We start from the raw sequence: 12632 nt of genomic DNA on the forward strand, positions 1-12632 counted from the left end.
ACGCTATGCTGCCAAGCGCTACCCGACCTGCCACTTTTGTGTCGCCTCGAGTCACCGCTTGCCATTTGCAGACCGCTCCCTTGACGGAATGGTCAGGATCTATGCGCCTTGCAAAGCAGAAGAGCTCAAGCGCACGGTTAAACTCGGTGGCATCATTGTTACCGTCACGCCTGCGGCCCGCCATTTATACCAACTCAAAGAGCTAATTTACAACGGTGTAAGGTTGCATGACATGGACCCAGAGATCATTGATGGATTTGAACTGATCGATCAAAGCCAACTTCACTACGACATGACGCTCAATGGCGAAGAGGCAACGGCTTTAATGCAAATGACCCCATTCGCGTGGAAAACCAGTGACAGCGTTTGGCAACAACTGGCAACCAGCGAGCAGTTCCGCTGCGAGGCTGACTTTGCTATTCGGGTTTATCAACGTCAGGCATAATCCCTACTCTCTTCTGTTTATCGCGATAAACAATAGTAGTTATCAATTGCAATTGATAACTACTATCAACTCACTTATCATCACAGCTTCTATACTTAATGTTTTGTTTGTCGTGTAGTTTTTACTCGGCCCCATTCAACACTGTGAATTGATAACCATGAAAAAATGGCTTTCCCTCGGTCTAGCGAGCCTGATGTTCGGCTGCGCCTCTCACTCTGACGTAAACGGCATTGATGCAACCAATGCGACTCAACCACTGCCGACAATGTATGACTCAACTATTCATTCGCCTCAAGGACAACCAATGACCTTGGCCCAACTGGCGACGGCCCTCAAAGACGCAGATATCGTCTTGGTCGGCGAGTGGCACGGCCACCCTGGCGCACACCTGATGCAGGCCCGGTTATTTGCCGCCCTCTACCAGCAAAACCCTGATATGGCGCTCTCGATGGAGCAATTCACCCGCGACAAACAACATGTCGTCAATCAATATCTGGCTGGTGAAATCGGTGAGAAAACCCTGATCAAAGAAGGTAAAGCCTGGCCAAACTACAGCAGTGATTACCGCCCGTTAGTTGAGTTTGCCAAAATGAATCAACTGGATGTCATTGCCGCCAATGCACCTAAATCTATCGTTCGTTGTATTGGCCAACAGGGAGAGGATTATTTAACCCTGCTTCCAGCCATTGAACGCAAGTGGGTCGCTGAGCAGCTTACTCTGGGTGATGATGCCTACCACACTAAATTCAATGCCTCGATGCACCATGGTGACGAAGAGAAAACAAAGCGCCAGTTTGCCGCTCAAACCGCCTGGGATGACACTATGGCCGAAAGTATGGTGGACTACCTTGCCCTACATCCAGGTAGGCAAATCATCCATGTTGCCGGTCGATTCCACGTTGCAGAAGGCTTGGGAACAGCGTCAAGGATCACTACCCGCAACCCAGATTTGAAGGTGATGATGGTAACCCCTGTTACCGAGAAAGCTAATGTAGCGGAAGGTTCACCAGACTTCACTTTCGAAGTCATGCCACTGCCGACCGCTTATGTCGACAAAGACAAAATGAAAGCAGCAATGCAGCAAATTTACGGCAGGAACAAAGGACTTGAATGCTATAAATAACAAGTTTATAGCCTAGAAAAGAACAGACCCCACCGGCGGCCAAGCTTGTGGGGTCGTTGGGAGAGATACAGCTAATATCTCGATAGCTATTATTTCGTACCAGAGCTGACCCTTTCCTGAACGCTCGCCTGTCACAGCATGATCCAAAGCACAGTTTTTCATAGCGTTATTCCGCCAAAACAAAAAACTTACCTCCAGTAACGACAAAAATAGCAATTAAGCGTATCTGACTGTATTTTAGCCGCCTCTTAAACAAACTCACCGCGTGATTCATACCAAGCAATATTCCATCACCATTAAAGACAACTCTTCCAGCATGAACGCCCTTATTATTGTTGCACTATTGTTAAATCACATATGTTCATTGTGCCCACAATGCGCTACAACAATATGCCAAGCCGATATTTGATTTCTATAGCAGGTATCGCAACCGGCACTTTGTAAAGCAAACAGGGAATGTATGAGAATGGATATAAAAAACAATAAACTACTCACCGCTATCTGCGTCGCCACTTCACTGACCTTGGCATCGGCATCCGCTATGGCGGCCGATGTTGCCAAAGTCGCTGTATCACAGATTGTCGAGCACCCCGCCCTTGATGCGGCCCGCAATGGCCTGCTTGATGGCCTGAAGGAAAAAGGCTACATCGAGGGGGAAAACCTAGAATTTAGCTACCAAACTGCCCAAGGTAACCCCGCTATTGCGGTCCAAATTGCCAAGCAGTTTGTTGGCGAACGCCCTGACGTTCTGGTAGGCATTGCCACCCCGACAGCACAAGCCCTGGCAGCCTCGACCCGCTCTATACCCGTTGTCTTTACTGCGGTCACCGATCCTGTTGGCGCCAAGTTGGTCAAGGACATGGAACAACCAGCCCGTAATGTCACCGGCTTATCCGATCTGTCCCCTGTTGCCCAGCACGTCGCCTTGATGCAAGAGCTGTTGCCAGAAATGAAAAGTATCGGCGTGGTCTTCAACCCAGGTGAAGCGAATGCAGTAGCCTTGGTTCAACTACTGCGTGCTGCCGCGGAAGAGAAAGGCCTGACTGTGGTTGAAGGAACAGCATTGAAAAGTGCCGACGTTCAATCTGCCGCCCAGATTGTTGCCGCCAAAGCCGATGTGATTTATGCCCCAACCGATAATACTGTCGCCAGTGCCATCGACGGCCTAGTCAATGCAGGTAACCAAGCCAAAACCCCTATCGTCGGGGCATCGACAACTTACATTGAGAGTGGCGCGCTGGCAGCCCTTGGTTTCGACTATTACCAAGTGGGTGTCCAGACAGCCGATTATGTTGATGCCTTGCTAAAAGGCAAAAAAGTCGCGGAGTTGCCGGTAAAAGTTGCCAAAGGCTCAGATCTGGCCCTCAACCAGAAAGCTGCAGACAAGCTAGGCATCACCTTCCCAAGCTCGGTGATTGAGCGCGCGACGTCGATAGAGAAATAAAAAGGGCTTGGGGCCTGGGGCCTGTTAGGACTCTTCCCGTACATTACACATAAAGACAAGGAGAATAAGGATGTCTTTCTTTGCCTTTCTCGGGACGCTTGAAATCGGGCTGGTCTATGGACTGGTTGCCCTTGGCGTCTACCTCACTTTTCGTATTCTGGACTTCCCCGACCTTTCGGTCGATGGCAGTTTTCCTATGGGAGCAGCCGTAGCGGCGACAGCCATTATTGCAGGCTTCAACCCATGGGCGGCAACCTTGCTGGCCATCGCTGCCGGTGGATTATGCGGCTTGGTCACCGCCTTTCTTGCCGTACGCTGCGGGATCCTCCACCTGCTAGCCAGTATCCTCACCATGATTGCGGCCTTCTCGATAAATATCCGCATAATGGGTAGCCCAAACCTCTCCCTGCTTGGTGAAGATACCCTGTTTACCCCGTTTGAAATGCTCGCCTTCGACTACGGACTGGATGAAGGCATCATCCGTCTAGCGGTCGTGCTGGCCTTGGTGGTCGCCAGTGCATGGTTTATCACCCGACTGCTCGCCAGCGACTTTGGCCTTGGCCTTCGGGCCACCGGTGTAAATAGCCGTATGGTCAACGCTCAAGGTGGTAACACGGCACTGTATACCTATTTCGGCCTCGCCTTATCCAATGGTTTTGTCGGCTTTGCTGGCGCCCTGTTTGCCCAGACCAACAGTTTTGCCGATGTAACCTCCGGTGTAGGGACTATCGTCGTCGGCCTAGCTGCAGTTATCCTCGGCCAAACCTTACTGCCCGGCCGTAAGATATGGGTCGCGGTAATCGCCGTGATCCTCGGCTCTATCCTGTACCGCCTAGCCGTCGCTTTTGCCCTGAGCAGCGGTATGTTCGGACTGCAAGCGTCAGATCTCAATCTGATCACAGCCCTACTGGTTGCCATCGCGCTTATTGCCCCGCGCATGAAAGGGCAATTGATACGCGGCAAAAAGAAACCATCCGTCGCCACCAACAAGGCCAGCGCAAGAGGTTAAGGCAAGCATGATTGAACTCAATGATATCCGCGTGACCTTTAATGAAGGCACAATCTTGGAAAACCAAGCGTTAAAAGGGGTTTCCCTCAGGGTGCCTGAAAAACAGTTTGTTACCGTGATTGGCTCCAACGGGGCAGGAAAATCCACCCTCCTAGGTGCAGTCAGTGGTGAAACGCCAATGGTTGGTGGACAAGTACTGATCGACAGCATTGATGTCACCGAGAAAAGTGTCCACCAGCGGGCCCAATATGCTGCCCGTGTTTTCCAAGACCCACTTGCTGGTACTTGTGGCTCACTGAGCATAGAGGAGAACATGGCACTGGCCTACAAGCGTGGCAGCAACCGCAGTTGGAAGCTCGCCCTTTCTTCCAAGCGCCGCAAACTGTTCCAAGAGCGCATCAGCATTCTCGGCCTTGGCCTAGAAGATCGCCTAGGCGACAGCATCGGATTATTGTCGGGCGGGCAACGTCAGGCCGTGAGCTTGGTTATGGCAACACTCGCTGACAGTAAACTATTACTGCTCGATGAGCACACCGCTGCACTGGATCCCCGCATGGCGGCCTTCGTTCTCGCACTGACCAATAAAGTCGTACAGGAGTTTGACCTCACTGTAATGATGGTCACCCACTCCATGAAAGATGCTTTGGCCTATGGCGAACGCACTGTCATGCTGCATCAAGGGGAGATCGTCCTTGATGTCGCTGGCAAGGAACGTAACCAAATGGGCGTCAAGGATTTGTTGGAGATGTTCAGTAAAGTTCGCGGCGAAGAGCTGGCGGATGATAGCCTGTTGCTGAACTAGCACCAAAATTGCTATTCGCGACCTACGGCAAATTAAAGTAAAATACCCTTCGTGCCCAGCGTGTTCTGGGCCTTATTGATTTTTAGGAAAACGATGAAAAAAACATTTGCTTTAACTCACCCGAAGAAAGCGGTTCCACGCGTTGTCGAAGCTGTAAAGTTCGAGGTAAAGAAATACCTCAAGCGTGAACGTAACAAATCCCTGCCAGCAGGCGCTGACTACTGGGATTTCGACTGTAAGTATGGTCACACCGAGCAGGAAGCAAAGGTAATCCACGTTAAAGAAATCAACAAGTGCATCGACGAAGCGGAATCTCTAGCGCTGACCTCTTTCTACTTGGAAATCTTGGCTAAGCCAGCTGTGCGCACCAAGCGCCAAGTTGAAGACGAAGAGTAATCGTCGCTCCAGCAAAGCCACCCTCGTCGTGGCTTTGCTAAATTCCAGCTCACTCTAGCCCCAACATGTTTAGACTACCCTTTCCCCGCTAACATTCCTTGCTTCACAAATTTACCACTACGATAGCTTACACCTGTGAGAGCAAAACCCACCATCTTTACATACATACAAGAATGTATGTAAAATCCATTTACTGTCCTTATCCAGAGCACCGTAATGAAAACTCGCAACCTGAGCACCAAGGCATGGCTCATCCTCCCGATCGGTTTACTTTTACTGACTGGCTATCGTTTTATGCAGCTAGAAGATACCAGCCAACTCCAAACCCAGCCGCCCATGCCGGTCAAAGTCCAAACAGAACAAATCGTTCCTGAGCTGATAACTGGGTGGTCCTTCTCGGAAGGTACGGTACAAGCCTACCGCAAGGCTTTCTTGGATTTTGAAGCACCGGGTAAGGTGGTCACCATCGGCGAACTGGAAAATGGCACCCAGCTTAGGGAAGGGGCCAGGGTCTTCGGGCCGGATGACACCATCAACCGCGGCCAATTTTTGGCACAAATCGACAGCCGCCAGAATTCAGCCTCAGTAAAAGCACTTGAAGCTCGGTTGCAGGCTGTTCGTGCCCAGAAGCAAGAGGCCGAAGCCCGACTACAGCAGGCTGAAAATGATCTCGCCCTTTCCAAACAAAACTTTGCCCGCATGGAAGAAGTTTACGAGCGCGGGGTCATTTCACAGGATGAGTTCGAACGTAATAAGACTGCACTTCTCAATGCCCAATCTGCTGTTGCGATGAATATCAGTGGCCTGGAGGCAATCGAATCGGACATTCTCAGTGTATCAGCCGATATTAATCGCGAAACAGTGAGCCTCGAGAAAACCAGCCTGTTTGCACCGTTTGACGGCTACATTGCGGCCATGAATATCCGCGAAGACAACCACTACTACCCACCCGCCGGTATCAACTCAAACCGTGACCGCGAAGCCAGCAGCGCTATTGTCATCGTCGATGACAGCCTGTTGGAAATTCAATTAGAGCTACCCGTTGAAGATGCCCGATTGCTAAAGGAAGGCCAAACCGTTTATTTGGCCAGTGACAACACAACCCTGTACCGGGCCGAAGAAAATCAATTTCAAGGCAGTAATGTCGTGACCGGTACCATTTGGTCAGTCAGCCCGACGATTAACCTCCAACGCCGTTCGCAAAGTGTCAAAGTGCGCGTCCATAACGATGAACAACAGCTCATTGATGGTGAGTTTGTTCGCGCCTGGATTGCTGCGACTGTGGTTGAGGATGCGATCTCGCTACCAATCCACGCGATTTCATTCCGCAGTGGCAACGCGTTCGCATTTATCGTCAATAATGAAAACCAAGTCGAAGAGAGGCAGCTATCCCTTGGGCTACAAGGACTGCGCCGCATCCAGGTCTTAGATGGGCTCGAGGCGGGAGATCAGGTTGTCACCCGTGGCCAGCACCTACTGATAAACGGTAGCCAAGTTGAGGTAGTTGGGGTGTTCCAATGAGGCCCATTGTACGCAAACTCTTTGTCCAGACGCTAGTTGCCCGCCTATTGCTTGGGATGATAGTCCTTGCCGGATTGTTGTCATACAACAATATGGTACGGGAAAACTACCCTGATCTGGAGATTCCTCAGGCCATCGTCATGACCTTCTGGCCGGGAGCAGCGCCAGAGCAAATCGAAAAAGAGATCACCAAACCTCTCGAGGATGAGATCCGCAGCCTCAAAGGGCTGAAGTCATTTTCCAGTGGTTCGTATAACTCCTATTCCATGGTTGCCATCGAGTTTGATGCCGATATGCCAATGAGCGAATCGATGCAGTTACTGCGCGCAGCAATCGATAAGGCCGAAGCGGAATTTCCAGCCGACAGCAGCATTGAAAAGCCGGATATCGAAGAGATGTCTGTCTCTAACATGCCAGTGATCAGCTGGGTACTCAGCGGCGATGTCGATGACATTTTACTGTCCGATACCGCCAAGCACTTGGAGACCCAATTCGAAAACCTGCCACTGGTGAAAAAAGTCAACCTCAATGGCATGCGTGAAAAAAGCCTTCATGTCAGATTGAAAATGGACCGTTTACGCGACTTGGGGATCTCACCACTGCTGGTGCGAGAACGCCTGCAAAATGCCAACCACGATATGGCATGGGGAGAGTTCGAGTCTGATGAGAACACCTTCAACCTCTACCTGTCGGGCCGTTTCGTGACGGTTGAGCAAGTCCGCCAGTTGCCAATCACCCGCCTGAGCGATAACCGCCCGGTGCGTCTGGGGGAGTTGGCCGAAGTCAGCCACCGCCTTGACCGCGAAGTCAGCCGGACTTTCTTTAGCCTCAACAACCAGCCCTTCGAACCGGGTATTACCCTAGATGTCCTCAAATATCCCGGAGCAGACACCTTTGCCGTTATCGACGCGACCCAACAGAAAGTCGATGAACTCACCAGCCGCTCTGATTGGCCGCAAGGCTTGTCCCTTTCACGTGTCAGTGATGATGGCGAACTGATCGAACTGGCTTTCAATGATATTTCCAGTTCGATGAAACAAGCAGTAGTGATCGTCTTTGTGGTATTGATGCTACTGCTAAGTTGGCGCGAAGCACTGGTTGCAGGTATCGCCCTACCCGTCACCCTGCTAGCCACACTGGCTGTAATGGCAAGTTTTGGCTACTCCTTCAATTCGATGATCATGATCGGTATGGTGCTGGCACTTGGCCTGATGGTCGATGTCTACATCCTGGTCATGGAAGGGATGCACGAAGGGCTGTACGTGAAAAAGCTGTCGTTTGCCGAAGCGGCTATCGAGACAGTACGCCAATTTATCTTGCCGGCGACAGCCGGTCAGCTCACCACCATTCTAGCGATGGTGCCAATGATGATGGTCGGCGGTATCGACGGAAAGTTCATCCGTATCCTGCCCATCACCATCACCGTTACCCTGTTGATCAGCTTGTTCATTGCATTCCTGATCTGTATTCCGCTTTCGCGCTACATGTTGGAACAAGCCGCTAGCAATGACAAAGAACTGCTTATCGATAAACTTTCACGCCGCTACCGTCATCAGTTGCGCCAATGGCTAACCATCTATGTACTCAAGAGTAAGCGCCGCGCTGGCCTCTGGGTCGGCGGTACCTTGGTGCTGTTTGTCGTCAGTATCATGCTCGTAGGCCTGATGCCTTCAGAAATGTATCCGGAAGCCGACGACCGCAAGATAGGTGTGTCTCTGGTGCTTGCGCCAGACTCCACCCTGGAGCAGTCACAACGTGCTGCTGACAAGGCCGGAGAGTTCCTACGCCAACAGCCTTGGATCGAGAAGGTCATCACTTATGTCGGGGCCAAAAGCCCTATGACAACGGCTTCGCTCAATGATGCCCTACTGCCCTCGCAAGAATGGAACCAAGTCGGTTTTAGCCTGACCCTCTACCCGAAAGATCAGCGCGACAAGTTATCATTTGAGTACCTGGAAGAAATCCGCGAGGGTATCCAGCTGGCACTCCATGACGAGCCGGGCATCGAAGTATCCCTTGTTCACATCGGGGGTAACCCAGATACGTCAGCACCGATACAAGTTGACCTGATCGGCCCAGACTACAACCAGTTAATCGCTAACGCCGCTGAGGTAAAAGCCGCTCTGGCACAAGTACCGGGCAGCAGTGACATCAACGACAACCTGGGCCCTGCCCGCTATGAGGTACGTTTTAACTTCAAGCATGAGATGCTGAGTTTCCACCAACTGTCAGAAGCAGAAGTTTCCCAGCAGATCCGGGTCGCGATGGAGCAGGACGAAATCGGGCATTTCAAAATTGAAGGCATTGACGATGATGCCAAGATACGCCTTAGCGTATTGTGGCCAAGCCGCGGCGAGAGCCTAGGTGGGCCCCGTCACCTGTCAGAAATGCAACTGCTGCATATCATCAGCCAGGACGGGCGGGCCATACCATTGACCGATCTGGTTGATTACCAAATTGTCGAAACGCCGCGCGTTTTTGTTCATAAAGAGGGCCAGCGTGCCGTGACGGTCAGCTCTCGAACCGAAGGGCGTACTGCCGGTGAAGTGATCACTGCCCTGCTTCCGCAGTTGGAGCAATTACAAGCCCAGTGGCCAACTGGTTACTACTACCAGTTGGGTGGCGAAATGGCAAAAGCCGATGAGAGTTACAGCGCAATGGGCACGGCCTTCATTCTGGCGATGTTCTCGATTTTTGTGCTGCTGACCTTGATGTTCAACTCCTTTGCCCAGCCCGCCATTATCCTGCTGATTGTCCCGCTGGCCTTGATGGGGACTTTCTTCGGCTACTTCCTGTCAGGTACCGCCATGTCATTCTCAGGGTTGATTGGGATTGTCTCGCTGGCCGGTATCGCCGTAAATAACGGTATCGTGCTGGTTGATACCATGAACCGCCACCTCAAGCAGGGTGAAACGGTTGCCCAAGCCGCCGCTTATGGCGCCGCAGAGCGTTTGAGACCGATCCTAAGCACCAGTCTGACAACTATCCTCAGCTTACTGCCGTTGGCGTACAGCGATCCGCAATGGTATCCGCTTTGTATGGCGATTATCTATGGCTTGGTGGCATCGACAATCATTGCCGTTGTAATAATCCCCGCGTTGTATATCCTTTTGACCAAACCATTACCGAGCCCTTTGGCTCAACATGCCTAATAGAAGATCGGGAGTGCCGGCGTACTCCCGAATCTCGGATAAAACAAATGGCAAGAAAAAGTAAAGAAGAAGCAGAACAAACCCGACGGCTGATACTAGATACCGCAATGAAGGTATTTAGCGAAAAAGGCCTGGCAAAGACCACCCTCGCCAATATTGCTACCACAGCTGGGCTGACCCGGGGGGCGATTTACTGGCATTTTAAAGACAAGGCCGATTTGTTGGATGCGCTTTGGAAAGCCCAGTCTCCAGAGTTGCAGCAGGCAATCCACACCACGCAGCACCTTGACGGTATAGAGCTTAAAAAAGGGATGCTCAACATTGGACAGGTTCTTTTGGTAGAGATGCACGATAACCCAGAGATGAAAATGATCATGCAGCTCTCATTCCAGTGTTTTGCCGATGAGAGTTTAAGGACGAACTTCGTGGAACAATCACAAGAGGATCGCGCCCAGTTACTCGCTGCGATGGAATGCTTGCATGACTCAGGGTGGCTTCACAACCACCTGACGCCTCAGGTTGCTGCCACGATTTTCGAAAGCTTGCTAACAGGTATATGCGAGCAGTGGTTGATGTACGGCATGCCAGCAAGGAGTGATGCTGAAATAGAGAGCTATCTCCGCTCTCTTTCTCTGGCGCTTTTTGTCGAGTAAATCAGACAAGAAAGTATAGCTAACATTACCCACAATAAAAAAACACGGGCGGTGGCGCTCGTGTTTAATATGCCGTTACAAAAAGACTAGAACCAACGCTCCAGCGAGGATTTGTCCAGTTGCTTGAAGGCACGGTTTAATACCTGAGCCAACTCTTTATAGCGCGGGCGGCTTTTCAGCGGCTGCAACGTATACCCTTCACTAACGATCTTGTCATGGATCTCACGGTACCAGCTCGCCAGTGACGGCGGCAGGTCGGTTCGGCTCCGCTTGCCAAGCCACCACAGCCCCTGCAAAGGCATACTCAGGGCAAATAAAGCAATGGTGATAGCTTGTGGCAGGGCATCATAGTTATCAAAGGCCATCTGGCTCAGAACGCTGATAACCGCTACCGCTGGCATCACTCGCATTGCAAAACGTGTCGCTTTTATGTAGCGCTGCTCGGGAAACAGGATGGCCAACTCTTTACGCATTGGCCACGTAGCCATGTAATCCTGGCCATGACGGAAAGCTTGCCAAATAGAATGTTGTTGACTCATAAACCACCAAACTTAAAAAAAATCAGTAAAAATTCAAAACCAGCGATAACAAACTTGATTCAAATTAATTTTTTCTAAAAATACTTTTGTTATATTGCACCACAATCGCTATCCTATGCACGCCTACATTTATTGTTGCCTGTAATCATCGTTCTGGCAACTGAAGGCGCTTCCAAGGATGGCCCAGAATCTGGGTAACACGATTCTAATTTAATACGGATGTAGCACGATTTTGACCCTGACTAGACCGGCTTGTCGAAAAGTCGTCTATTCTATGGGTAATTTTTATTTCAGTTGAATATCAACTTTCAGACAGATTATAGGTAGTCACTCATGTCTAAGCTGGTTTTAGTTCTTAACTGCGGTAGTTCTTCTCTAAAGTTCGCTGTTGTTGACGCGGTATCAGGTGAAGAGCACCTGACAGGTCTTGCAGAATGTCTGCACCTTCCAGAAGCACGTATCAAGTGGAAACTTGACGGTAAGCACGAAGCTCAACTAGGCGACGGCGCTGCTCACGAAGAAGCACTAGCGTTCATGGTAGACACAATTCTTGCGTCTAAGCCAGAACTAGCTGAAAACCTAAAAGCTATCGGTCACCGTGTAGTACACGGCGGCGAGCAGTTCACTAAGTCAGCACTGATCTGCGGTGACGTACTTAAAGGTATCGAAGACTGTGCAACTCTAGCACCTCTTCACAACCCTGCTCACATCATCGGTATCAAAGCGGCTCAGAAGTCTTTCCCAGCGCTTAAGAACGTTGCTGTATTCGACACTGCGTTCCACCAGACTATGCCTGAAGAAGCGTACCTATACGCTCTACCGTACAACCTATACAAAGAGCACGGTATCCGTCGCTACGGTATGCACGGTACTTCTCACCTATTCATCACTCGCGAAACTGCGAAGCTGCTAGGTAAGAAAGAAGAAGAGCTAAACATCATCAACTGCCACCTAGGTAACGGTGCTTCAGTTTGTGCAATCAAGAACGGTCAGTCTGTAGATACTTCTATGGGTCTAACTCCTCTTGAAGGTCTAGTAATGGGTACGCGTTGTGGTGACATTGACCCAGCTATCATCTTCCACATGCACGACAACCTTGGCTACTCTGTTGAGAAAATCAACAACATGCTAACTAAAGAGTCTGGCCTAATGGGTCTGACTGAAGTGACTTCTGACTGTCGTTTCGTTGAAGACAACTACGGCGAGAAAGAAGAAGCAACACGTGCAATGGACGTGTTCTGCCACCGTCTAGCTAAGTACGTTGCTGGTTACACGGCTTCTCTAGAAGGTCGCCTAGACGCAATCACTTTCACTGGCGGTATCGGTGAAAACTCTGCACCTATCCGTGAGATGGTTCTAAACCGCCTTGCTATCCTAGGTGTTGAAGTTGACGGTGAAGCTAACCTTAAAGCACGTTTCGGCGGCGAAGGTGTGATCACTACTGAAAACAGCCGTGTTCCTGCAATGGTTGTTTCAACTAACGAAGAACTAGTTATCGCTGAAGATACAGCTCGTCTAGCTGAAATCTAATCGGTCGATACTGATTTC

The 12632-nt window shown here is 50.6% G+C and carries 10 protein-coding genes and 1 pseudogene; 10 read left to right on the forward strand and 1 reads right to left on the reverse strand.

Annotation, left to right across the window (positions count from 1 at the left end; translation table 11 throughout):
- The 9 genes and pseudogenes from rrmA to BIZ37_RS30610 form a co-directional block, all read left to right on the forward strand.
- Positions 1–445, forward strand: a pseudogene (gene rrmA, locus BIZ37_RS16170) (23S rRNA (guanine(745)-N(1))-methyltransferase); the annotation flags it as partial.
- A gap of 157 nt (positions 446–602) precedes the next feature.
- Positions 603–1568: a ChaN family lipoprotein gene (locus BIZ37_RS16175; RefSeq protein WP_187462348.1), complete on the forward strand. Its 966-nt coding sequence runs from the start codon at positions 603–605 to the stop codon at positions 1566–1568.
- A 541-nt stretch (positions 1569–2109) separates the two neighbouring features.
- Positions 2110–3012, forward strand: coding sequence for an ABC transporter substrate-binding protein (locus BIZ37_RS16180; RefSeq protein ID WP_370577380.1), 903 nt, complete (start codon positions 2110–2112; stop codon positions 3010–3012).
- A gap of 70 nt (positions 3013–3082) precedes the next feature.
- Complete coding sequence (locus BIZ37_RS16185; RefSeq protein ID WP_187462350.1) at positions 3083–4021, forward strand: ABC transporter permease; 939 nt, start codon at positions 3083–3085, stop codon at positions 4019–4021.
- Positions 4022–4028: 7 nt separating this feature from the next.
- A complete protein-coding gene (locus BIZ37_RS16190; protein WP_187462351.1) occupies positions 4029–4823 on the forward strand; it encodes an ABC transporter ATP-binding protein in 795 nt (264 codons plus the stop codon).
- Positions 4824–4916: 93 nt separating this feature from the next.
- Entirely contained in the window at positions 4917–5219 is a 303-nt protein-coding gene (locus BIZ37_RS16195) for a DUF6172 family protein (protein ID WP_187462352.1), read from the forward strand.
- 216 nt (positions 5220–5435) lie between these two features.
- Positions 5436–6740: an efflux RND transporter periplasmic adaptor subunit gene (locus BIZ37_RS16200; RefSeq protein ID WP_187462353.1), complete on the forward strand. Its 1305-nt coding sequence runs from the start codon at positions 5436–5438 to the stop codon at positions 6738–6740.
- Positions 6737–9892, forward strand: a complete 3156-nt coding sequence (locus BIZ37_RS16205; protein ID WP_187462354.1) for an efflux RND transporter permease subunit — start codon at positions 6737–6739, stop codon at positions 9890–9892. The genes BIZ37_RS16200 and BIZ37_RS16205 overlap by 4 nt, the downstream gene beginning before the upstream one ends.
- Positions 9893–9939: 47 nt before the next feature.
- The gene (locus BIZ37_RS30610; RefSeq protein WP_187462355.1) at positions 9940–10545 is read left to right on the forward strand and encodes a TetR family transcriptional regulator; all 606 of its coding nucleotides are present in this window, start codon (positions 9940–9942) and stop codon (positions 10543–10545) included.
- An 86-nt stretch (positions 10546–10631) separates the two neighbouring features.
- On the opposite strand, the gene yfbV is transcribed toward BIZ37_RS30610, so the two are convergent.
- The gene (gene yfbV / locus BIZ37_RS16215) at positions 10632–11084 is read right to left on the reverse strand and encodes a terminus macrodomain insulation protein YfbV (RefSeq protein ID WP_107300599.1); all 453 of its coding nucleotides are present in this window, start codon (positions 11082–11084) and stop codon (positions 10632–10634) included.
- Between the two features lie 333 nt (positions 11085–11417).
- Between yfbV and BIZ37_RS16220 the strand changes: the two genes are divergently transcribed.
- Positions 11418–12614, forward strand: coding sequence for an acetate kinase (locus BIZ37_RS16220; protein ID WP_107300598.1), 1197 nt, complete (start codon positions 11418–11420; stop codon positions 12612–12614).
- The last annotated feature ends 18 nt before the right edge of the window (positions 12615–12632 follow it).

Source organism: Photobacterium sp. BZF1, from assembly GCF_014349205.1.
In the GTDB taxonomy this organism is placed as follows: domain Bacteria; phylum Pseudomonadota; class Gammaproteobacteria; order Enterobacterales; family Vibrionaceae; genus Photobacterium.